The sequence below is a fragment of the Streptomyces sp. NPDC014995 genome (genome assembly GCF_043080745.1).
Taxonomy (GTDB): Bacteria; Actinomycetota; Actinomycetes; order Streptomycetales; family Streptomycetaceae; genus Streptomyces.
In genome coordinates this window covers 302,309-325,017 of record NZ_JBIBVX010000011.1, presented here as the reverse complement: position 1 = coordinate 325,017, position 22,709 = coordinate 302,309, and the positions used below count along the sequence as shown (strand labels likewise).

Below are 22,709 nucleotides of genomic sequence, written 5' to 3'. Positions count from 1 at the left end.
CGAGGCACGGTCTGGGCAGAACAGGGGGGAGGACGACGCTACGGGAGCCGCGGCCGGGACGCCGTACGCCCTTGGCCCGCGTCGTGCCATGAGCCGCGGGAGGCGGAACGGTGTCCAGCGCAGCCGAGCAGGAGACGGTGGCGGAGGAGCGCACCGCTGCCTCCACCGTCGTGAACGGGGCACGGCGCAGGACGCCCGGCGTGCCCGTGTGGCCGGGCGCGCCGATGCCGCTCGGCGCCCGTTTCCGGGTCGGCCCGGACGGCGTCGCGGGCACCAACTTCGCGCTGTGGGCGGGCGGCGCGGAGGCGGTCGAGCTGTGCCTCTTCGACGAGCAGGGCCGCGAGACCCGCGCCCGGCTCACCGAACTCACGCACGAGATCTGGCACGGCTTCATCCCCGGCGTGATGCCCGGACAGCGCTACGGCTACCGGGTGCACGGCCGCTGGGACCCGTGGACCGGCGGCCGCTGGAACCCGGCGAAGCTGCTCCTGGACCCGTACGCGCGTGCGGTGGACGGCGAGTTCGGTCTGCCACCCGAGGTGTACGGGCACGTCCGTGACTGGCCCCAGCAGCAGGTCGCGGACACCGTGCGCGACGAACGCGACTCCGCGCCGCACGTCCCCAAGGGCGTCGTCGTCCACGATGACGACGACTGGGCCGACGACCGCCGGCCGAAGACGCCCTGGGCGGACTCGGTGATCTACGAACTGCACGTGCGCGGCTTCACCTGGCAGCACCCCGGGGTTCCGGAGGAACTGCGGGGCACGTACGCCGGTCTCGCGCACCCGGCGGCGATCGAGCACCTGGTGAAACTGGGCGTCACGGCGGTGGAGCTGCTGCCGGTGCACCAGTTCGCCCACGAGGACCACCTGCTGCGCAGGGGGCTGCGCAACTACTGGGGCTACAACTCCATCGGCTACTTCGCCCCGCACGCCGCGTACGCCTCCTCCGGGACGGCCGGACAGCAGGTCGGCGAGTTCAAGCGGATGGTGCGCGCGCTGCACGCGGCCGGCATCGAGGTCATCCTCGACGTGGTCTACAACCACACGGCGGAGGCGGGCGAGCTGGGGCCCATGCTGTCGCTGAAGGGCATCGACAACCGCGGCTACTACCGGCTCCAGTCGGACGCGCGCAGGTACGCCGACTACACGGGCTGCGGCAACACGCTGCACGTGGTCCAGCCGCACGTACTGCGCCTGATCACCGACTCCCTGCGCTACTGGGTGACGGAGATGGGCGTGGACGGGTTCCGCTTCGACCTGGCGGCCACGCTGGCCCGCTCCATGCACGACGTGGACATGCTCTCGCCGTTCCTCGCGGTCATCGCGCAGGATCCGGTGCTGCGGCGGGTGAAGCTGATCGCCGAGCCGTGGGACGTCGGCTCGGGCGGCTACCAGGTGGGCGCCTTCCCGCCCCTGTGGACGGAGTGGAACGACCGCTACCGCAACGCCGTGCGGGACTTCTGGCGGCACGCCCTGCCGGACGTACGGGAGATGGGGTACCGGCTGTCGGGGTCGAGCGACCTGTACGCGTGGGGAGGGCGGCGGCCGTACGCGTCGGTCAACTTCGTCACGGCGCACGACGGTTTCACCCTGCGCGACCTGGTCTCCTACGAGCGCAAGCACAACGAGGCCAACGGCGAGGGCAACCGCGACGGCACGGACGACAACCGCTCCTGGAACTGCGGGGCGGAGGGGGAGACGGACGACGAGCGGGTGCGGGCGCTGCGGCGGCGGCAGCTGCGGAACCTGATGACGACGCTGTTGTTGTCGACGGGCGTGCCGATGCTGGTCGCGGGGGACGAACTGGGCCGCACGCAGCGGGGGAACAACAACGCGTACTGCCAGGACAACGAGATCAGCTGGGTGGACTGGGACCTGCTGGAGGAGCCCGGCTGGAAGGCGCTGTTCGACCTGACCTCCCGGCTGACAGCGCTGCGTCACCGGCATCCCGTCCTGCGCCGGCGGGCGTTCTTCTCCGGGCGGTCGCACTCGGCGGACGGGCTGCGGGACCTGGCCTGGTTCACGACGCGGGGTACGGAGATGACGGAGGGGGACTGGTTCGCCCCCGCGGCCACGCTGGGCATGTACCTGTCCGGGCGGGACATCCCGGGCCGGGACGCACGGGGCGCGCCGATCACCGACGACAGCTTCCTCACCGTCCTGCACGCGGGGGACCGCCCGGTGAGCTTCGTCCTGCCGGGGCCGCCGTGGGCGGAGCGGTACGAGGTGATCGTCGACACGTCGAGGGAGGAGCAGGCGGAGGCGCCGGGGGTCACGCACCGGGCGGGCGCGGCGGTGACGGTGCCGGCACGGGCGGTCCTGCTGTTGCGGGTGGTGGGCTGAGGAGCGGGGCCGCAGGGCGGGCGGGGCCTCGCACTCCGGGTCCCCGAGCGGCCCCGGCGCCCGCAGCCCCGTACGCCGCCTTCCCCCGTCCCCACCCCAGCCGGTACCGGATCACCGCGTCCGGGGAGTGCGCGGGGCCCACCGCCCGAAGCAGGGGCCAGGGCGTCGCGGCCCTCGACGCCCTTTCCGGCGCCAACGGGTGAATGACCCGTTTTGCCGCGCCCTGCCCCTTAAATGGTGCGGGTGACTTCGACCGACCGCCGTGCCGCGCTGCGGGCGGGTGCCGGGATCGTCGTAGGGAGCGCGTTCGCGGCCGCGTGCGCCCCGGACGGTCCCTCCTCCGACACCGTCACCCACCACGCCCCCGCCTCCCACGCCCCGGCTTCCCCCACCCCGCCCCGCCCGGCCCCCACCCGGCCGGCCCCCGTCCCTCGGGCCCATCCCCGCCACCCCGCCCAGATCACCCACGGCCCGCGCGACCGCCCCCGCGTCGCCCTCACCTTCCACGGCCAGGGCGACCCCGCCACCGCCCGCGCCCTCCTCGACGAGGCCGAGCGGCACGGCGCCCGGGTCACCGTGCTCGCCGTCGGCACCTGGCTCGAGGAGCACCCCGGGCTCGCCCGCCGCGTCCTCGACGGCGGCCACGACCTCGGCAACCACACCCACCGCCACCTCGACATCAACGCCCTGCCCGAGGCGGAGGCGGAGCGGGAGATCGTCGCGTGTGCGGACCGGCTGCGCCGGCTCACCGGATCCATCGGCACCTGGTTCCGCCCCTCCCGTGCCGCCCGCGCCTCCCCGGCCGTCGAGGCCCTGGCCCGCCGCGCCGGCTACCCGCACGTCCTCTGCTACGACGTCGACTCCCTCGACTTCACGTCCCCCGGCGGCCCCGCCGTCGCCCGCACGGTCCTCGACCAGATCCGCAACGGGTCCGTCGTGAGCCTGCACTTCGGGTACGCGGACACGGTCGCCGCGCTCCCCGCCGTCCTGGCCGAACTCGACCGCCGCGGTCTGCGCGCGGTCACCACCACGGAGCTGCTCAGTTGATGCGCCACACCCCGCACCGCACCCTCGTGCACCGCGCCCTTCTCGCCGGCGCCGCCCTCGCCGTCCTCGCCGCCTGCGGCACGGACGCCGGGGACCGGGCGGCCGGCACCACCAAGCCCACCAAGGCCGCGGTCCCGGCCCCGGTGAAGAAGCCGGCCGTCCAGGGCCTGCCCGGCATGCCGCCCGTCCTCGACCCCGAGGACGTCTACGCGGCCGACCGCCCGAACCGGCTCTCCCCGGTGGTCAAGGACTTCCCGTCCCGGGTCTACGTCCCCAACACCGAGTCCGACACCGTCTCCGTCATCGACCCGAAGACGTACGAGGTGATCGAGACCATCCCGGTCGGCCGCCAGCCCCAGCACGTCGTGCCGTCCTGGGACCTGAAGACCCTGTGGGTCAACAACAACCGAGGCCACACCCTCACCCCCATCGACCCGAAGACCGGCAGGGCGGGCAAGGAGGTCGAGGTGCACGACCCGTACAACCTCTACTTCACGCCCAACGGCAAGTACGCCGTCGTCATGGCCTCGCTCGACCGCGAACTCGTCTTCCGCGACCCGCACACCATGAAGCGGGTCAGGACGGAACCGGTCACCTGCTACGGCGTCAACCACGCCGACTTCTCCCTCGACGGCAGGTACTTCATCGTCTCCTGCGAGTTCAGCGGCGAACTCCTCAAGGTCGACACCGAGAAGATGAAGGTCGTCGGCCAGCAGAAGCTTCCCTTCGAGGGCGCGATGCCGCAGGACGTGAAGATCTCGCCGGACGGGAAGCGGTTCTACATCGCGGACATGATGGCCGACGGCATGTGGGTCCTGGACGGCGACAAGTTCACCGAGCCCACCCTCCTGCGCACCGGCAAGGGCTGCCACGGCCTCTACGTCAGCCGCGACTCCGGCGAGATGTACGTCTCCAACCGCGGCGAGGGCACCGTCTCCGTCTTCGACTTCACCCGCAACGAGCTCACCAAGAAGTGGCACCTGTCCGACGGCGGCAGCCCCGACATGGGCGGCGTCTCGGCCGACGGCAAGGTCCTGTGGCTGTCCGGACGGTACGACGACGAGGTGTACGCCATCGACACGAGCAACGGCACCGAGCTGGCCCGCATCCCGGTCGGCAGCGGCCCGCACGGCCTCGCCGTCTACCCGCAGCCGGGCCGCTACTCCCTGGGTCACACCGGCATCTTCCGCTGAGCTCCCGCTGACGGGGGGTCGGTCGACACGCCACCCGCGCTTCCCCGGCGGCACGGACCGGGAGCACCTGACCGGCGTCTGCCCGGTGACCAGGACGACCCGGGCCGGGATCAGGAGCGGCTGCCGGCACGACCCGCGCCCCGAGGCACGGCACCGAGCAGCGCCTCCGCTCCGACCGGACGGTAACCCGCCGCCAGGAACGCCCGCGTGCTGCGGGCGTTCCCCGGTGCGACCTGCGCCCACACGGGCTCGTCGACGAGATGGCGGGCCGCGGTCACCAGCGACCGCCCCAGCCCCCGCTGCCGTGCCTCCTCGTCCACCTCCACCGACACCTCCAGCCGGCCGGCGATCCCGCGCCCCAGCACCAGCACCCCGCCCCGCGCCGTCCACACGCGTACGTCGTCCCGCCGCCGGCGGGCGTGGATGACGCGGGGATGCCCGGCGTCCTCGGTCTCCGCCAGCGCGAGCGGCGGCTCACCCGGCAGCGGGGAGCCCACCAGGACCGCGTCGACGGTCTCGCAGGTGCGTCCCGTGCGCTCCAGAAGGGCCGTCAGGAACCGCGGGTTCATGGTCGCGGCCAGCGGGTCGCACCCCACCGCCGCCAGTGTCTCGTACACCCACCGCGGGTCCTCGTCCGTGAAGACGACGGAGTGCGCCGTGAAGGACAGCACACCGGCGTCCCGGGGGGAGTGCTGCGGCACGACGGTCGTCCCGCCGTCCGCCGGCGGGAAGACGCCCCGCGCCGCCGCGTCGAGAATCTCCCGCAACGTCTCCACAACGCTCCTTGAGTCTCCACCCACTGGAAGGTCCAGACTCACACACATGATCGACGACGGCAGCGGACTTCTCACCATCGGCGAGCTGGCCCGGGCCACCGGACTGACCGTGCGCACCATCCGCTACTGGTCCGACGAGGGCGTCCTGACCCCGGTCACCCGTTCCGCGGGCGGCTACCGCCTCTACGACGCCGAGTCCGCCGCCCGCCTGGAGCTGATCCGCACCCTGCGTGAACTGGGCCTGGGCCTGGACGCCGTCCGCGAGGTGCTGGCCGGGGAGGCGACCGTCGCGCAGGTGGCGGCCGCGCACGTGGCCGCGCTGGACGCGCAGATCCGCTCGCTGAAGGTGACCCGTGCGGTGCTGTCGACCGTGGCACGACGCGGCTCGACCGCAGAGGAGATGACCCTGATGAACAGACTGGCCCGCCTGTCGGCGGCCGAGCGCCGGCGGATCGTCGAGGACTTCCTGACGGAGATCTTCGACGGTCTCGACACCACCGACCCCGACATCCGCACCCGGCTGCGCTTCCACGCCGCCGAACTGCCGGACGACCCCACCCCGGAGCAGGTCGACGCCTGGGTGGAGCTGGCCGAGCTGATGCGGGACCAGGAGTTCCGCTCGCTGATGCGCAGGATGGTCGAGTTCAATGCGGCCGACCGCGGGCCCGAGGTCCCCGCGGGCACCTCCCTGTGGTTCATGAGCCGCCTCGTCCAACTCGCCGGCGAGGCCCTGCGCACCGGCGTCGCCCCCGACGCCCCGGAGGCCGACGGCATCCTGCGCGGCCTGCTCGGTGACGCCGACCGGTCCGCCGTACTGCAACGGCTGACGGCGGCCTCGAACGAACGGGTCGCCCGCTACCGCCGGTTGTCGGCCGTCGTGAACGGGCTGGAGGCGCAGTCGTCGTACGAGGAGGAGTTCGCGTGGGTGGTCGCCGCGTTGCGCGCCCACCCGGACCGTTAATCTGACCTGCGTCAGTACGACGGCAAGACCAGCAGGGCATGGCCTGCGAGGTATGACGAAAAGGGGCGGACCGGTGGCGGACATCGAAGAAGCGCGCAAGCAGTTCCAGCGGATCGACACGGACGGTGACGGCTTCATCACCGCGGCCGAGTTCAAGACCGCCCTCGCCCAGGCGGGCGACTGGAACGTCACCGAGTCGGTCGCCGAGGTCGTCATCAAGAGCCGCGACCTCAACGGCGACAAGGTGCTGTCGTTCGACGAGTTCTGGACGTACCTGAGCAAGTGACGTGAGCGGGAGGTGGGGGGTGCCCGGCGGGGCGCCCCCCACCTCCCGTGTCCGGTCCCGCCGTCCCGGCCGGGACGGTCCGGAATAACCCGTGCCCGGGCAGGGTTGGCCCCCACAGAACGCATGCGCATGCATGAATCTGAACCCTTCTGAAAGGGCCCTGTCATGAAGATCGGCATCATCGGCGCGGGCAACATCGGCGGCAACCTCACCCGACGGCTCACCGCCCTCGGCCACGAGGTCTCCGTCGCCAACTCCCGCGGTCCGCACACCCTCACCGCCCTGGCCGAGGAGACGGGCGCGGTCCCGGTCACGGTGCGGGAGGCGGCTCGGGACGCGGAGATCGTCGTCGTCACGATCCCCCTGAAGGCGGTCCCCGACCTGCCCTCCGGCATTCTCGACGGCGCCGCCGAGGGCGTGGCCGTCATCGACACCGGCAACTACTACCCGAAGCAGCGCGACGGCCGGATCGCCGCGATCGAGGACGAGGGCCTCACCGAGAGCCGCTGGACGGAACGCCACATCGGACACCCCGTGATCAAGGCCTTCAACGGCACCTACGCCCAGGACATCCTGGACCGCCCGCGCCCCGCCGGCGACCCCGACCGCATGGCACTGCCCGTGGCCGGCGACGACGAGGCGGCGAAGGCTAAGGTCCGCGCCCTCATCGACGAACTCGGCTTCGACACGGTCGACGCGGGCGGCCTCGACGACTCCTGGCGCCAGCAGCCCGACACCCCCGTCTACGGCCTGCGCGGCGGCGTCGCCGAGGTCACCAAGGCCCTGGCGGAGGCGAGCCCCGAGCGCACGCCGGAGTTCCGCGGCTAGGGCCCTTCTGATGGATCTCCGTGGGAGAAGGAGCGGCGTCCGGTGCGTGCTCTCGGCGTGCGGCGCGGAAGTCCTCGTAGCGGCGCTACTTGGGCTTTCGCGCGGTGCGGCGAGAGTGCGTGCCGGGCGTCGCGACGCCGCGGAGATCCATCAGAAGGGCCCCAGGGCGCGGTCGTTCGGGTCGGGCCCGCCGGGAGTCCACGGTGGCTCGTCGGCGCCGGTGAGCAGGGCCCGGTGCGTGCCACTGCAAGGCGGAGGAGGGCGTCGACGGGGAGCATCGGCAACCGACGACAACGCCGACGGATGCGCGTGCCGGGCGCCGCGTCAGCGGCGTGATCCACACGACGGGCCCTGGGCCGGCCGACTCAGACGATCTCCAGGGGCCGGTGCGGCCCGTTCGGCAACTCGACGGTGACCGGGTCCCCGGGCCGCACCACGCCCCCGCTCACGACGACGCTCATCACGCCGGTCCTGAACACGGCCCGGCCATCGGCGCCCTTGCCCACGACCTCCTTCAACAGCCCCTTTCGGAACCCGTCGATCTGCGCACACGGATTCCGCAGCCCGGTCACCTCGACGACGGCCTCCGCCCCCAGCCGCAACCGCGTCCCGACCGGCAGCCCCAGCAGATCGACCCCCCGGGTGGTCACGTTCTCCCCGAGTTCCCCGGCCGCCACCTCGAACCCGGACCCCCGCACCTCCTCGAATAACTCCTCGTGAATGAGGTGCACCTGACGCAGATTCGGCTGCGAGGGGTCCTTCCGCATCCGGAACCGGTGCTTCACGGTCGCCCCGGCGTGCACGTCGCCCTCCACCCCGAACCCGGCGACCAGCGTGACGCTGTCGCGGTTGGGCTTGGTGAACGAGTAATCCCCGTTCCTGCTGACCGCGGTGACGCGCCCACCGGTCTCACCCATGTCGCGAAGCTCCCCTCTGTCCTTCCGCCGGGCACGGCCCGGCGGGGTTCAGCACTCGATGATGTTGACCGCGAGCCCCCCGCGCGCCGTCTCCTTGTACTTGACCGACATGTCGGCGCCCGTCTCCTTCATCGTCTTGATGACCTTGTCCAGGGACACCTTGTGCGAGCCGTCGCCGCGCATCGCCATACGGGCCGCCGTGACCGCCTTCACCGCGGCCATGCCGTTGCGCTCGATGCAGGGGATCTGCACGAGGCCGCCGACCGGGTCGCAGGTGAGGCCGAGGTTGTGCTCCATGCCGATCTCGGCCGCGTTCTCGACCTGTTCGGGGGAGCCGCCGAGGACCTCCGCCAGCGCGCCCGCCGCCATCGAGCAGGCCGAGCCCACCTCGCCCTGGCAGCCGACCTCCGCGCCCGAGATGGAGGCGTTCTCCTTGAAGAGCATGCCGATGGCGCCGGCCGCGAGGAGGAAGCGGACGACGCCGTCCTCGTCCGCGCCGGGCACGAAGTCGACGTAGTAGTGGAGGACGGCGGGGATGATCCCGGCCGCGCCGTTCGTGGGGGCCGTCACCACCCGGCCGCCGGCCGCGTTCTCCTCGTTCACCGCCATCGCGTACAGCGTGATCCACTCCATGGAGTGGGCCAACGGGTCGCCCTCGGCACGCAGCTGGCGTGCCGTCACCGCGGCGCGGCGGCGCACCCGCAGGCCGCCCGGCAGGATGCCCTCGCGGGACATGCCGCGCGCCACGCACGACCGCATCACCCGCCAGATCTCCAGCAGGCCCGCGCGGATCTCCTCCTCCGTCCGCCAGGCCCGCTCGTTCTCCAGCATCAGCGAGGAGATCGACAGGCCCGTCTCCTTCGTCAGCCGCAGCAGCTCGTCGCCGGTGCGGAAGGAGTACTTCAGGACCGTGTCGTCGAGTTTGATGCGGTCGGCGCCCACCGCGTCCTCGTCGACGACGAAGCCGCCGCCCACCGAGTAGTACGTCTTCGTCAGGAGTTCCGTGCCCTGCTCGTCGTGCGCCCACAGCGTCATGCCGTTCGCGTGGTACGGGAGGGTTTCGCGGCGGTGCAGGATCAGGTCCGCGTCGACGTCGAACGGGATCTCGTGCTCGCCGAGCAGCCGGAGCCGGCCCGCCGCCCTGATCGCCTCGACCCGCTCGTCGGCCGTCTCCACGTCCACCGTGCGCGGCGAGTCGCCCTCCAGGCCGAGCAGCACCGCCTTCGGGGTGCCGTGGCCGTGTCCGGTCGCGCCGAGCGAGCCGTACAGCTCGCACCGCAGGGAGGCGACGGAGCCCAGCAGGCCCTCGTTGCGCAGCCGCCGCGCGAACATGCGCGCCGCGCGCATCGGGCCGACCGTGTGGGAGCTGGACGGGCCGATGCCGATCGAGAACAGGTCGAAGACCGAGATGGCCACGGTGACTCCTCAATACGGGGAGGGTGGGGCACCCGGTCCGGGTGCCCCACCCGGGGGACTTACTTGTTCAGGCCGGGGTACAGCGGGTGCTTGTCCGCCAGGGCCGCGACCCGCGCCGTGAGGGACTCGGCGTCGTAGGACGGCTTGAGCGCCTCGGCGATCACGTCCGCGACCTCGGCGAAGTCCTCGGCCGTGAAGCCGCGGGTGGCCAGGGCGGGGGTGCCGATGCGCAGGCCCGAGGTGACCATCGGCGGGCGCGGGTCGTTCGGGACCGCGTTGCGGTTGACCGTGATGCCGACCGCGTGCAGGCGGTCCTCGGCCTGCTGACCGTCCAGCTCGGACTCGCGCAGGTCGACCAGGATCAGGTGCACGTCCGTGCCGCCGGACAGGACGTTGATCCCGGCCGCACGGGCGTCGGGGGCCGTCAGCCGCTCGGCGAGGATCTTCGCGCCCTCGACGGTACGGCGCTGGCGCTCCCTGAACTCCTCGCTCGCCGCGACCTTGAAGGAGACCGCCTTCGCCGCGATCACGTGCTCCAGGGGGCCGCCCTGGAAGCCCGGGAAGACGGACGAGTTCAGCTTCTTCGCAAAGTCCTTCCGGGCGAGGATGATGCCACCGCGCGGGCCGCCCAGCGTCTTGTGGGTGGTGGAGGTGACGACGTCCGCGTACGCGACGGGGTTCGGGTGCAGGCCCGCCGCGACCAGACCGGCGAAGTGCGCCATGTCCACCCACAGGTACGCCTCGACCTCGTCGGCGATCCGGCGGAACTCGGCGAAGTCCAGCTGGCGCGGGTACGCCGACCAGCCCGCGATGATCACCTTCGGCCGGTGCTCCTTGGCGAGCCGCTCGACCTCGGCCATGTCGACCAGACCGGCGTCGTCGACGTGGTAGGCGACCACGTCGAACTGCTTGCCGGAGAAGTTCAGCCGCATCCCGTGGGTCAGGTGACCGCCGTGCGCCAGGTCCAGGCCGAGGATGGTGTCACCGGGCTGGGCCAGCGCGAACAGGGCGGCCTGGTTGGCGGAGGCGCCCGAGTGCGGCTGGACGTTGGCGTACTCGGCGCCGAACAGCTCCTTGAGCCGGTCGATCGCGATCTGCTCGGCGACGTCGACGTGCTCGCAGCCGCCGTAGTAGCGGCGGCCCGGGTAGCCCTCGGCGTACTTGTTGGTGAGGACCGAGCCCTGCGCCTCCATGACCGCGAGCGGAGCGAAGTTCTCCGAGGCGATCATCTCGAGGGTGGACTGCTGGCGGTTCAGCTCGGCGTCGACCGCGGCGGCGACCTCCGGGTCGAGCTCGTGCAGGGGCGTGTTCAGAACGGACATCGGGTGTACGACTCCTCAGCCGGCGGTGTAGGCGGTGTACTCGTCGGCGGTGAGCAGCTCCTCCGGCTCGCCCGTGACGCGTACCTTGAACAGCCAGCCGCCCTCGAACGGAGCGGAGTTCACCAGCGCCGGGTCGTCGACGACGTCCTGGTTGGTCGCGACGACCTCGCCGGTGACCGGCGAGTACAGGTCGCTGACCGACTTGGTCGACTCCAGCTCGCCGCAGGACTCGCCCGCGGTCACCGTGTCACCGACCTCGGGGAGCTGGACGAAGACCACGTCGCCGAGCGCGTTGGCCGCGTGCTCCGTGATGCCGACCGTCGACACGCCGTCCTCGGCGGCCGACAGCCACTCGTGCTCCTTGCTGTAGCGCAGCTGCTGGGGGTTGCTCATGGCCTGAATTCTCCTGTACCCGGGGGAGTGCTGATGAATGGGGGACTGCTGAAAACGCACGTGAGCAGCGGAAATGTGCGCAGGGTCACGCACGCGGACCGCCGCCGGTCGCGGCTTTCCGCTGTGAGTGTCTACTTCTGGCGCTTGTAGAACGGCAGCGCCACGACCTCGTACGGCTCGTGGCTGCCCCGGATGTCCACGCCGACACCCGGCGTGCCCGGCGCCGCGTGGGCGGCGTCGACGTACGCCATCGCGATCGGCTTGCCCAGCGTGGGGGAGGGGGCACCGGAGGTGACCTCGCCGATCACCGCGCCGCCCGCGACGACGGCGTACCCGGCGCGCGGGACGCGGCGGCCCTCGGCGACCAGGCCGACCAGGACGCGCGGCGGGTTCTCCTCGGCGCGGCCGGCCGCCTCGGCGAGCGCCTCGCGGCCCACGAAGTCGCCCTCCTTGTCGAACTTCACCACCCGGCCGAGCCCGGCGTCGAACGGGGTCAGCCCGGTCGACAGCTCGTGCCCGTACAGCGGCATGCCCGCCTCCAGGCGCAGCGTGTCCCGGCAGGACAGGCCGCAGGGGACCAGACCGGCGCCCTCGCCGGCCTTGGTCAGGGCCTGCCACAGCTCGGCCGCGTGCTCCGGCCTCACGAACAGCTCGAAGCCGTCCTCGCCGGTGTAGCCGGTGCGGGCGATCAGCGCCGGCACGCCGGCGACGGTGCCGGGCAGACCGGCGTAGTACTTCAGGCCGTCGAGGTCGGCGTCGGTGAGCGACTTCAGGATGCCCGGGGACTCGGGCCCCTGGACGGCGATCAGCGCGTAGGCGTCCCGGTCGTCGCGCACCTCGGCGTCGAAGCCGGCGGAACGCTCCGCGAGCGCGTCCAGCACCACCTGGGCGTTGGAGGCGTTGGCGACGACCATGAACTCGGTGTCGGCGAGCCGGTAGACGATCAGGTCGTCGAGGATGCCGCCGTCGGCCCGGCAGATCATGGTGTAGCGGGCGCGGCCCGGCTTCACGGCGCTGATGTGGCCCACCAGGGCGTAGTCGAGCAGGGCCGCGGCCTGCGGGCCGGTGACGGTGATCTCGCCCATGTGCGAGAGGTCGAACAGGCCGGCCCGGGTGCGCACGGCCTGGTGCTCGTCGCGCTCGGAGCCGTAGCGCAGGGGCATGTCCCAGCCGGCGAAGTCGGTCATCGTCGCGCCGAGCGCGCGGTGGACGGCGTCGAGCGCGGTGCGGCGCTGCGGAGTGGGTTCGGTACTGCTCATCGGGCGTTCGTCTCCCAGGGCGATGGGGGTTCCCCCGCGCGAGCGCAGCCGAGCATGGGGGAAGGCGAGGTCGTTCCTCCCCATCTGTCATCGGAACCTGAGAGGTTCGCCATGATCGCGGATGACCGGGGCGGTCGATCGCGTGATCGTGGCTTGCACCGTGGGTGGAGCCGTCCCCGGACAGGGGCCGGCCCGCTTTTCAGATGTGCCTCGCCCGCGCGGTAACGGGGCCTGAGAGATTCAAGGGAGGGACTTGCTCCTTCGGCGCCCCGGCGAAGCTGTCGCAGCTCCTGCCGGGAACTCTCCCGCGCGGATTCAAACGGCCGGTATGCAGTTGGCGCGGACATCATCGCACGCCCCGCCCGATCGCGGCAGGTCGCATCTGTAACCGGCTTGTGGCGGTTCGCGCACGAAAACGGAAGGCACCGCGCATTACGTTCTCTTTACGCTCGATGGGGAGAAGACTTGTCTGACCCCAAGGGGAGGACGATCACGGTGAACAGGACCACGGCGTACGCGACGACCTCGGCGGTCGCGCTGCCCGCGCAGCCGCAGGCCCCGGCCCGGGAGGCGTGCGGTCCCACGCGCGCGCCCGTCGTCCGCGACCTGCGCGACCGCGCCGGCCACAGCCCGCACGGCCTGCTGTTCGGCCCCCACGACCTGGTGGTGGTCACGGGCCTGCCCGGCAGCGGCAAGTCCACGCTGATGAGACGCACGGTCCAGGGCCTCCGCATCGACTCCCAGGACACCCGCGACCGCTGGGACGCCCGTATGCCGCGCTTCCTGCCGTACGGGCTCTACCGCCCCCTCGTCCGCCTCGCGCACTACGCCGGCCTGCGCCGCGCCCTGCGCTCCGGCGAGGGAGTCGTCGTGCACGACTGCGGCACGCAGGCCTGGGTGCGCGACTGGCTGGCCCGCGAGGCCCGCCGCCGCGGCGGCATCCTGCACCTGCTGCTGCTCGACGTCACCCCCGGCACGGCACTGGAGGGCCAGCGCGAACGCGGCCGGGGCGTCTCGCGCTATGCCTTCCTGCGCCACCGCCGCGCCGCCTCCCGCCTCCTCCGCTCCGTCGAGAAGGGCCGCCTTCCCGCGGGCTGCACCTCGGCGATCCTCCTCGACCGCCCCGCGGCGGACGCCCTGCGCCGCATCGGCTTCACGGACTGAGGCCGGCGTGGGCAGCCCCGCTCCGGGGACCGAAGGACCCCGCACCGGCCCGTGCGCCCGCCCGGCCGCGGGGCACCCGTCCGGGTGCGGCTCCGCGGACCGCGCGGGCGCTTGGGCGGCACCCGCTAGCCTTTCAGCCACAGCAGTGGTTCCCAGCAGGCGGTAGGCAGATGGATTTCCCCCCGGCGGACTTCCCGGCGGACTTCTCCGCGGACTTCCCGGCACAGACGCACCCCCCGTCGCACGGCGGATGGCCCGGCAACGAGCTGGAAGAGGTGCTCTCGGCCTCCCTCGGCGTGCCCGGGGCCGGCGGGCGGATCCTGGAGGTGCTCGGCCGCAGCTTCGTGTGGGTTCCGCTGCCCAGCGGCGGCGGCCCGCACAGCGGCCCCCTCGACCTGCCCACGCTGGAGCTGGACGGCCAGGCCTACGTGCCCGTCTTCAGCTCCGAGGAGCAGTTCCGTCAGGTCGTCGGGTCGCACATGTCGTACACGATCGCGCCGGCCGTGGAGTTCGCGCGCGGGCTGCCGCCGCAGGTGGGCATCGCGGTGAACCCGGACGGCGTGGTCGGCATGCCGCTGCCCCCGCCGGCCGTGGCCGAGCTGTGCCGCGTGGGCCGCACCCCGCTGGACGGCCCCGCGAGCGGCGGCCGCGTCCGCCTCTTCGAACCCGACTGGCAGGACGACCCGGTCGACTTCCTCTCCGCGGCCTCGGCCGAGTTCGAGGCGACCGGCGTCGTCCTCACCGCCCGCCGCTGCCTCGCCGCCATCGAAACGGCCGACCCGGTCATGTTCGTCGGCGTCGAACTCTCCCAGTGGGAAGGAGACCTGCGGGCCGTGCCGCTGGAGGCCCTGGGCAGGGCCCTGGGCACGGTCGCCGTGGCGTGGCCGGTCAATCTGATTCTCCTGGACGTGACGGAGGACCCGGTCGGCAGGTGGCTGAAGGAAAGGGTCCGGCCCTTCTACACCCGGGGCCGGTGAACGCGGTCGGAAAGGGGCGCGGGGCGGCGCCGACGCACGGCTCGGCCGCGTGGGCGCGCCGGGCCACGGACCACCCGCACCCGCCGACAACGAACAACCCACCCCTCGGTGGGCGCCCGTTGTCGGCGGAGCCACCTAAGCTGGTCTCCAACGCGGGCAACTAATCGAAGGGGCGGTACAGGTGAGCGCCAGCGGCATCGCGGCCGGGCAGGTCGAGCACATGCTGCGCCAGGTCACGCCCGGGCGCTACGACGCCTACGAGGCGCTCCTGCGCGCGCTCGCGACCCCGACCACCGGCCAGGTCTGGATGCTGCTGTGGCAGGGCCAGGCGGGCTCCCCGGACGCCCAATACGGCGCCATGGAGGTCGAGGGCCACGGCTACGCCCCCTGTGTCACCTCCGCCCAGGAGCTCTCGGCCAGCGGCTGGAACAGGTCGTACGAGGTGGTCGACGGCCTGGACGTGGCGCGCACCCTCTACCCGGACCGCTACGGCCTCTGGCTGAACCCGCACGCCCCGGGCGGCGGCGTCGGCATCCCCTGGCTCGACCTGCGCCGGATCGCCACGGGCCTGGACCGGCAGCCGGCCGGACCGCTGCGGCTGTCCGAGCCCGCCATCGAGATCCCGCAGTTCTACGCCCTCCTCGCGCAGAACGCCCACCGGACCCCCGCGCTGCGCTCGCTGCGCCGTGCCTGGGTGCAGCCCGCCCTGGGCGCGCCGTACCTCGCCCTCGGGCTCGACGTGTACGACACCTCCCCGCCGGCCGTGGACGCGGTGCGGGCGATGATGCAGCAGTCGATCGGCGCGGTCCCGGAAGGGCTGCCGGTGTCGACGGTCGCCATGAGCGACGACTACGACCCGGTCGTGATGTGGATGCGCGCCCACGCCCGTCCGTTCTACGACCGCGAGGCCCACGCCCCGGCCCCGGCCGCCCCGGCCCAGGCCCCCGCCGCGGGCTACGGCTACCCGCCGGCCGGCCGCTACTGACCCGTCCGCACTCCCGCCCCTCCCCGTCCCGGCCTGAGACGGGCCGGGACGGACTCACGCTTCTCCGCGCGTAGATGAGCAATGTTTGTCCCTCTTTAGAGCGATCTGCCCGAATAAGTCACTGTCCGACGGCCGTTACCCGCCGTCCGGATAACGGAACCCCACTGACCGCATCACGTTTACGCATCCTTTCCCTGCCAAGTCTGGCAACAGATCGCCAAAGCGTTGAAGACTCCCGCACCAGGGGTGCTTCGCCCCTGTGTACGACGGACTGATCACGCCGCTACAGCGGCAAGTGCGGGCCGGTTATCGCCGGTTGAGAGGGGTCCCTGCCAGATGACGGCACCATTGCACGAGCCGACCGCGGAAGCGGCCCCGAGCGCGGCCGATGAAGCGGCGGTAGCGGCCGCCGGCGCGAAGGCCGTTCAGGGTCGTTCCCTGGGACGGATCGCCTGGGAGCGCCTGAAGCGGGACAGGCTTGCCCTCACGGGCGGCGTCGTCGTGCTCTTCCTCGTCCTGGTCGCGCTGCTCGCCCCGGTCATCACGGGCCTCCTCGGGCAGGACCCGAACGAGTATCACGAGAACCTCATCGACCCGCTGTTCGGCACCCCCACGGGCTCCCTCGGCGGCATCAGCGGCGACCACCTGCTCGGCGTCGAGCCGGTCAACGGTCGCGACATCTTCGCCCGCATCCTCTACGGCGCCCGGATCTCGCTGCTGGTCGGCTTCCTGTCGGCCGTCGTCGCCGTGATCCTCGGAACCGTCCTGGGCATCCTCGCCGGCTTCTTCGGCGGCTGGGTCGACTCCCTCATCAGCCGGGTCATGGACGGCCTGCTCGCCTTCCCCCAGCTGCTGTTCATCATCGCGCTGGTCTCCGTCATGCCGAACAACATGCTGGGCCTGACCGGGTCGAGCGTGCGCGTCTTCGTGATGATCCTGGTCATCGGCTTCTTCGGCTGGCCCTACATCGGGCGCGTGGTGCGCGGCCAGACGCTCTCCCTGCGCGAGCGCGAGTACGTGGAGGCCGCCCGGTCGCTGGGCGCGGGGCGGCTGTACATCCTGTTCAAGGAACTGCTGCCCAACCTCGTCGCCCCGATCGTCGTGTACACGACGATGATGATCCCGACCAACATCCTCACCGAGGCGGCGCTCAGCTTCCTGGGCGTGGGCGTCAAGCCGCCCACGGCCTCGTGGGGGCAGATGCTCTCCAGCGCGATCGACTACTACGAGTCGGACCCCATGTACATGGTGGTCCCGGGTCTGGCGATCTTCATCACCGTGCTGGCCTTCAATCTCTTCGGCGACGGCGTCCGGGACGCGCTGGACCCGAAGGCATCCCGCTGAACCGCTGCACCCCAACTGTCCCGTGGCACTCACACGGGGTCTCTCATCAATCCGGAGGATCCGAGATCGTGACTACCCAACGCACCTCAGGGCGGCGGAAGCAGGCGTTTGCCGCTGCCGCCGCGGTGGCCGCGCTGCTGACCACGGCGGCGTGCGGCGGCGGTTCGGACGACGGCGGCAACGGCTCGAAGACCGGCGCCGCCGGCTTCGACGCCGCGAACAACAAGGTCGCCCAGGCTTCGCTCGCCAAGAAGGGCGGCACGCTGAAGTTCGGTGCCGCGCAGGACGCCGACTCGTGGGACACCACGCGCGGTTACTACGGCATGATGTGGAACTTCGCGCGCTACTACAGCCGTCAGCTGGTCACGAACAAGGCGGAGCCGGGCGCGGCCGGTGCCGAGATCACCCCGGACCTCGCCACCTCCACCGCCAAGGTCACGGACGACGGCAAGACCTACACGTACACCCTGCGTGACGGCATCACCTGGGAGGACGGCAAGCCGATCACCTCCAAGGACGTCAAGTACGGCATCGAGCGCGTGTGGGCGCAGGACGTGCTGGCCGGCGGTCCGACGTACCTGAAGGACGTGCTGGACCCCAAGGGCACGTACCCGGGCCCGTACAAGGACACCTCCGCGGACAAGCTGGGTCTGAAGGCCATCGAGACGCCGGACGACAAGACCATCGTCTTCAAGCTGCCGCAGGCCAACTCCGACTTCGAGGAGATGCTGGCCCTGGTCTCGGCCTCGCCGGTCCGCCAGGACAAGGACACCAAGTCCAAGTACGGCCTGAAGCCGTTCTCCTCCGGCCCGTACAAGTTCCAGTCGTACAGCCCGGGCAAGGAACTCACCCTGGTCCGCAACACCGAGTGGAAGCAGGCCTCGGACCCGGTCCGCAAGGCCTACCCGGACAAGATCACCATCCAGTTCTTCTCGGACGCCAACCAGCTCGACCAGCGTCTGCTCAACGGTGACCTGGACCTCGACCTGAACCAGACCGGCATGTCGCCGCAGGGCCGCACCACCGCCCTGAAGGAGCACAAGGCCAACCTGGACAACCCGGTCTCCGGCTACATCCGTTACGCGGTCTTCCCGCAGAGCGTGGCGCCGTTCAACAACATCGAGTGCCGCAAGGCCGTCATCCTGGGCGCCGACCACGTGTCGCTGCAGACCGCGCGCGGCGGCCCCATCGCCGGCGGTGACATCGGCACGAACATGCTGCCGCCGTCCGTCCCGGGTTCCGAGGGCCAGAAGTACGACCCGTACGAGCTCGCCGGTGCCAACAAGAACGGCAACGTCGCCAAGGCCAAGGAGGCCCTGAAGGCCTGCGGCCAGCCGAACGGCTTCAAGACCACCATCGCGGTCCGCAACAACAAGCCGGTCGAGGTGGCCACCGCGCAGTCCCTGCAGGCGTCGCTGAAGAAGATCGGCATCACCGCCGAGATCGACCAGTACGACGGTTCGCAGACCTCCGGCATCATCGGCAGCCCCTCGAACGTGAAGAAGAAGGGCTACGGCATCATCATCATGGGCTGGGGTCCGGACTTCCCGTCCGTCCAGGGCTTCGGTCTGCCGCTGTGGAGCAGCAAGTACATCCAGCAGAGCGGTAACAACAACTACGCGCTCATCAACGACAAGACGATCGACGGCCTGTTCGACTCGTACGTCACCACGCTGGACGACGCCGGCAAGGCCAAGATCGCCACGGAGATCAACCACAAGGTGATGGAGGGCGCGTACTACCTGCCCTTCGTCTTCGAGCGGTTCATCAACTGGCGCTCGGACAACCTGGCGAACGTCTACACGACCGACGGTTACAGCGGTCAGTACGACTTCGTCAACCTCGGTCTGAAGAACCCGAAGAAGTAGTCCCGGCACACCCGCCGAACGGCACGAAAGGCAGGTGAAGGCCGGCGCGGCGTGATCGCGGGCCACCTGGGGACACCTCCCACGCCCTCGAGGCAGTGGGGGAGACCTCCGGTGGCCCGTGGTCCGCGGCGGGCCGAGAGCTGTGCTCGCTTACCTCATCAGGCGGTTCTTCGCCGCCGCAGTGATGCTCGTGGTCATCGTCATGGTGGTCTTCGGCATCTTCTTCCTCATCCCCAAGTGGGCTGGCGTCGACATCGCATTGAGCTTCGTGGGCAAGCAGGCCGACCCTGCCGCCGTCGAGGGTGTGCGCGAGAAGCTGGGCCTGGGCGACCCGATCTACGCCCAGGTCTGGGAGTTCTTCAAGGGCATCTTCGCCGGCCGCACCTACACGGGCGGCGGGGACACCATCCACTGCTCCGCCCCGTGCTTCGGCTACTCCTTCCGCAGTGAGCAGGCCGTCTGGCCGGTGCTGACCGACCGCTTCCCGGTGACCCTGGCGCTCGCGCTCGGTGCCGCCGTGCTGTGGCTGGTCTTCGGCGTCGCCGCGGGCGTCCTCTCCGCGCTGAAGCGGGGCAGCCTGTGGGACCGCGGCGCGATGCTCGTCGCGCTGTCGGGCGTCTCCCTGCCGATCTACTTCACCGGCATGGTCGCCCTGTCGATCTTCGTCTTCGGGCTGGACTGGTTCGACGGCCAGTTCGTGCCCCTGGAGGACAGTTTCGGTGGCTGGTTCGGCGGGATGATCCTGCCGTGGGTCACCCTCGCGTTCCTGTACGCGGCGATGTACGCGCGCATCACCCGGGCCACCATGCTGGAGATCCTCGGCGAGGACTACATCCGCACCGCCCGCGCCAAGGGCCTCCAGGAGCGGACCGTCATCGGCAAGCACGCCATGCGCTCCACGATGACGCCTCTCCTGACCATGCTCGGCATGGACCTGGGCGCCCTCATCGGCGGTGCGATCCTCACCGAGACGGCGTTCAACCTGCCCGGCCTCGGCCAGGCCGTGCTCAACGCCATCAAGAACCAGGACCTGCCCATCATCCTGGGCGTCACCCTGATCACTTCTCTCGCGGTGCTCGTCGCCAACCTCGTGGTGGACATCCTGTACGCCGTGATCGACCCCCGAGTGAGGCTCGCATGACCGAACTCAGCAAGACCGGATCGGCCGTGGGCGAGCCCACGGGCGGCTCGCCGGCCCCGAGTGCCTTCCTGGAAGTGCGCGACCTGAAGGTGCACTTCCCGACCGACGACGGTCTGGTGAAGTCCGTCGACGGGCTCAGCTTCCAGCTGGAGAAGGGCAAGACCCTCGGCATCGTGGGCGAGTCGGGCTCCGGCAAGTCGGTGACCTCGCTCGGCATCATGGGCCTGCACACGGCCGGCCAGTACGGCAAGCGCAAGGCGCAGATCTCCGGCGAGATCTGGCTGGACGGCACCGAACTGCTGTCCGCGGACCCGGACCACGTGCGCAAGCTGCGTGGCCGCGAGATGGCGATGATCTTCCAGGATCCGCTGTCGGCGCTGCACCCGTACTACACGATCGGCCAGCAGATCGTGGAGGCGTACCGGATCCACCACGACGTCGACAAGAAGACCGCAAAGCGCCGCGCGGTCGAGATGCTCGACCGGGTGGGCATCCCGCAGCCCGACAAGCGGGTCGACAGCTACCCGCACGAGTTCTCCGGCGGTATGCGCCAGCGCGCGATGATCGCGATGTCGCTGGTCAACAACCCCGAACTGCTGATCGCGGACGAGCCGACGACCGCCCTCGACGTGACCGTCCAGGCGCAGATCCTCGACCTGATCCGCGACCTGCAGAAGGAGTTCGGCTCGGCGGTCATCGTCATCACCCACGACCTGGGCGTCGTCGCCGAACTGGCCGACGACATCCTGGTGATGTACGGCGGCCGCTGCGTCGAGCGGGGCCCGGCCGAGAAGGTGTTCTACGAGCCCCGGCACCCCTACACCTGGGGTCTGCTGGGTTCGATGCCGCGGCTGGACCGCGAGCAGCAGGAGCGCCTGATCCCGGTCAAGGGCTCTCCGCCCTCGCTGATCAACATCCCGTCGGGCTGCGCCTTCAACCCGCGCTGCCCGTACGCGGACCTCCCGAAGGACAACGTCACCCGCACCGTCCGTCCCGAGCTCGCCGAGGTCGGCAGCCGGCACTGGGCCGCCTGCCATCTGGGCAAGGAGCAGCGGGAGCGTATCTGGACCGAAGAGATTGCGCCGAAGCTGTGAGTGACGACGAGAAAGCGGTGAGCATCCCCGCGCAGGCCGACGTTCCTCGGAAGGAGGGGGCCACCCTCACCGAGGACGCCGCCCCCGGCGAGGTGCTGCTGAAGGTCACCGGCCTGCAGAAGCACTTCCCGATCAAGAAGGGCCTGCTCCAGCGGCAGGTCGGTGCGGTGCACGCGGTCGACGGGCTGGACTTCGAGGTCCGCTCCGGCGAGACGCTCGGCGTGGTGGGCGAGTCCGGCTGCGGCAAGTCCACGATGGGCCGGCTGATCACCCGGCTGCTCGAACCGACCGGCGGCAAGGTCGAGTTCCAGGGCAAGGACATCACGCACCTGGGCGTCGCGGGCATGCGTCCGCTCCGCCGCGACGTGCAGATGATCTTCCAGGACCCGTACTCGTCGCTGAACCCGCGCCACACCATCGGCACGATCGTCGGCGCTCCCTTCCGGCTCCAGGGCGTCACGCCCGAGGGCGGCATCAAGAAGGAAGTGCAGCGGCTGCTGTCGGTCGTGGGTCTCAACCCCGAGCACTACAACCGCTATCCGCACGAGTTCTCCGGCGGCCAGCGCCAGCGCATCGGCATCGCCCGCGCGCTCGCCCTGAAGCCGAAGCTGGTCGTGGCGGACGAGCCGGTGTCCGCGCTGGACGTGTCGATCCAGGCGCAGGTGGTGAACCTCCTGGACGACCTCCAGGAGGAGCTCGGTCTGACGTACGTGATCATCGCGCACGACCTCTCGGTCGTCCGGCACGTCTCGGACCGGATCGCGGTGATGTACCTCGGCAAGATCGTCGAGCTGGCCGACCGGGACCTGCTGTACCGGACGCCGATGCACCCGTACACCAAGGCGCTGATGTCGGCGGTGCCGATCCCGGACCCCAAGCGCAAGAACGCCAAGAGCGAGCGCATCCTGCTCAAGGGTGACGTGCCCTCGCCGATCTCGCCGCCGAGCGGCTGCCGCTTCCACACCCGGTGCTGGAAGGCGACGGAGATCTGCCGGACCACCGAGCCGAAGCTGGTCGAGCTGCGTCCCGGCCAGCAGGTGGCCTGCCACCACCCGGAGAACTTCGAGGACCAGGCTCCGCAGGACACCGTCCTGCTGACCGCCGCGAAGGAGGCGGCGGAGCTGGTGGCCGACGAGGTGCTCGCCGAGTCGGCGGAGACGTCGGCGGCGGTGGCGGCGGAGGTCGCCAAGGAGCCGGCCGGTACGGAGGGGACCTCCCAGGTGGCGGTTTCCGAGAAGGCGGCCCCGGAGAAGGCGGCCCCCGAGGTGGCGGCTGCCGAGGAGAGGGCTGCCGGGGAAGACGCTTCCGCGGAGGAGCCTTCCGCGGAGGAGCCTCCTGCCGAGCCTCCGACCAAGGAGAAGTAAGCAGCAGCGAGCCCCCGCCTTGCAATGTA

20 protein-coding genes and 1 riboswitch are annotated in these 22,709 nt (G+C 71.1%); of the genes, 14 read left to right on the top strand and 6 right to left on the bottom strand.

Features of this window, described 5'->3' with window-relative positions; all coding sequences use genetic code 11:
* Window positions 1-110: 110 nt before the first annotated feature.
* The 3 genes from glgX to ACF1A1_RS23410 all read left to right on the top strand — a co-directional run bounded on the left by glgX (window position 111) and on the right by ACF1A1_RS23410 (window position 4,585).
* Window positions 111-2,345 carry a glycogen debranching protein GlgX gene (gene glgX, locus ACF1A1_RS23420; RefSeq protein WP_392002390.1) on the top strand — a complete coding sequence of 745 codons (2,235 nt, stop codon included), beginning with the start codon at window positions 111-113 and terminating at the stop codon, window positions 2,343-2,345.
* 234 nt (window positions 2,346-2,579) lie between these two features.
* On the top strand, window positions 2,580-3,392 hold the full coding sequence (locus tag ACF1A1_RS23415; RefSeq protein ID WP_392002389.1) for a polysaccharide deacetylase family protein: 813 nt from the start codon (window positions 2,580-2,582) through the stop codon (window positions 3,390-3,392).
* Complete coding sequence (locus tag ACF1A1_RS23410; protein ID WP_392002388.1) at window positions 3,392-4,585, top strand: YncE family protein; 1,194 nt, start codon at window positions 3,392-3,394, stop codon at window positions 4,583-4,585. Before ACF1A1_RS23415 ends, ACF1A1_RS23410 begins: the two co-directional genes overlap by 1 nt.
* A 110-nt stretch (window positions 4,586-4,695) precedes the next feature.
* Here the strand turns inward: ACF1A1_RS23410 and ACF1A1_RS23405 are convergent, their stop codons facing one another.
* A complete protein-coding gene (locus ACF1A1_RS23405) occupies window positions 4,696-5,361 on the bottom strand; it encodes a GNAT family N-acetyltransferase (RefSeq protein WP_392002386.1) in 666 nt (221 codons plus the stop codon).
* Between the two features lie 46 nt (window positions 5,362-5,407).
* Here ACF1A1_RS23405 and ACF1A1_RS23400 point away from each other — a divergent pair, with 46 nt between their 5' ends.
* The 3 genes from ACF1A1_RS23400 to ACF1A1_RS23390 all read left to right on the top strand — a co-directional run bounded on the left by ACF1A1_RS23400 (window position 5,408) and on the right by ACF1A1_RS23390 (window position 7,436).
* The gene (locus ACF1A1_RS23400; protein ID WP_392002385.1) at window positions 5,408-6,322 is read left to right on the top strand and encodes a MerR family transcriptional regulator; all 915 of its coding nucleotides are present in this window, start codon (window positions 5,408-5,410) and stop codon (window positions 6,320-6,322) included.
* Between the two features lie 73 nt (window positions 6,323-6,395).
* Entirely contained in the window at window positions 6,396-6,608 is a 213-nt protein-coding gene (locus ACF1A1_RS23395) for an EF-hand domain-containing protein (protein WP_392002383.1), read from the top strand.
* 165 nt (window positions 6,609-6,773) lie between these two features.
* The gene (locus ACF1A1_RS23390) at window positions 6,774-7,436 is read left to right on the top strand and encodes an NADPH-dependent F420 reductase (RefSeq protein ID WP_392002382.1); all 663 of its coding nucleotides are present in this window, start codon (window positions 6,774-6,776) and stop codon (window positions 7,434-7,436) included.
* 365 nt (window positions 7,437-7,801) lie between these two features.
* Here the strand turns inward: ACF1A1_RS23390 and ACF1A1_RS23385 are convergent, their stop codons facing one another.
* The 5 genes from ACF1A1_RS23385 to gcvT all read right to left on the bottom strand — a co-directional run bounded on the left by ACF1A1_RS23385 (window position 7,802) and on the right by gcvT (window position 12,743).
* Complete coding sequence (locus ACF1A1_RS23385) at window positions 7,802-8,353, bottom strand: MOSC domain-containing protein (protein ID WP_392002381.1); 552 nt, start codon at window positions 8,351-8,353, stop codon at window positions 7,802-7,804.
* Window positions 8,354-8,401: 48 nt separating this feature from the next.
* A complete protein-coding gene (locus ACF1A1_RS23380; protein WP_392002379.1) occupies window positions 8,402-9,769 on the bottom strand; it encodes an L-serine ammonia-lyase in 1,368 nt (455 codons plus the stop codon).
* A gap of 59 nt (window positions 9,770-9,828) precedes the next feature.
* A complete protein-coding gene (glyA, locus tag ACF1A1_RS23375; protein ID WP_392002377.1) occupies window positions 9,829-11,091 on the bottom strand; it encodes a serine hydroxymethyltransferase in 1,263 nt (420 codons plus the stop codon).
* Between the two features lie 15 nt (window positions 11,092-11,106).
* Entirely contained in the window at window positions 11,107-11,484 is a 378-nt protein-coding gene (gene gcvH, locus ACF1A1_RS23370; protein WP_392002375.1) for a glycine cleavage system protein GcvH, read from the bottom strand.
* A gap of 131 nt (window positions 11,485-11,615) precedes the next feature.
* Entirely contained in the window at window positions 11,616-12,743 is a 1,128-nt protein-coding gene (gcvT, locus tag ACF1A1_RS23365) for a glycine cleavage system aminomethyltransferase GcvT (RefSeq protein WP_392002373.1), read from the bottom strand.
* A gap of 209 nt (window positions 12,744-12,952) precedes the next feature.
* A riboswitch (glycine riboswitch) is annotated at window positions 12,953-13,061 on the bottom strand.
* A gap of 171 nt (window positions 13,062-13,232) precedes the next feature.
* Here gcvT and ACF1A1_RS23360 point away from each other — a divergent pair.
* The 8 genes from ACF1A1_RS23360 (at window position 13,233) to ACF1A1_RS23325 (ending at window position 22,680) form a co-directional block, all read left to right on the top strand.
* The gene (locus ACF1A1_RS23360; RefSeq protein ID WP_392002421.1) at window positions 13,233-13,907 is read left to right on the top strand and encodes an AAA family ATPase; all 675 of its coding nucleotides are present in this window, start codon (window positions 13,233-13,235) and stop codon (window positions 13,905-13,907) included.
* Window positions 13,908-14,077: 170 nt separating this feature from the next.
* On the top strand, window positions 14,078-14,884 hold the full coding sequence (locus tag ACF1A1_RS23355; RefSeq protein WP_392002372.1) for an enhanced serine sensitivity protein SseB: 807 nt from the start codon (window positions 14,078-14,080) through the stop codon (window positions 14,882-14,884).
* A 181-nt stretch (window positions 14,885-15,065) separates the two neighbouring features.
* Window positions 15,066-15,869, top strand: coding sequence for an enhanced serine sensitivity protein SseB C-terminal domain-containing protein (locus tag ACF1A1_RS23350; protein WP_392002370.1), 804 nt, complete (start codon window positions 15,066-15,068; stop codon window positions 15,867-15,869).
* A gap of 336 nt (window positions 15,870-16,205) precedes the next feature.
* Complete coding sequence (locus tag ACF1A1_RS23345; protein ID WP_392002369.1) at window positions 16,206-17,213, top strand: ABC transporter permease; 1,008 nt, start codon at window positions 16,206-16,208, stop codon at window positions 17,211-17,213.
* A 68-nt stretch (window positions 17,214-17,281) separates the two neighbouring features.
* Complete coding sequence (locus ACF1A1_RS23340; RefSeq protein WP_392002368.1) at window positions 17,282-19,081, top strand: ABC transporter substrate-binding protein; 1,800 nt, start codon at window positions 17,282-17,284, stop codon at window positions 19,079-19,081.
* 142 nt (window positions 19,082-19,223) lie between these two features.
* Window positions 19,224-20,222, top strand: coding sequence for an ABC transporter permease (locus tag ACF1A1_RS23335; protein WP_392002366.1), 999 nt, complete (start codon window positions 19,224-19,226; stop codon window positions 20,220-20,222).
* Window positions 20,219-21,316, top strand: coding sequence for an ABC transporter ATP-binding protein (locus ACF1A1_RS23330; protein WP_392002364.1), 1,098 nt, complete (start codon window positions 20,219-20,221; stop codon window positions 21,314-21,316). Before ACF1A1_RS23335 ends, ACF1A1_RS23330 begins: the two co-directional genes overlap by 4 nt.
* Window positions 21,313-22,680: an ABC transporter ATP-binding protein gene (locus ACF1A1_RS23325; RefSeq protein WP_392002362.1), complete on the top strand. Its 1,368-nt coding sequence runs from the start codon at window positions 21,313-21,315 to the stop codon at window positions 22,678-22,680. The genes ACF1A1_RS23330 and ACF1A1_RS23325 overlap by 4 nt, the downstream gene beginning before the upstream one ends.
* Window positions 22,681-22,709: the final 29 nt, after the last annotated feature.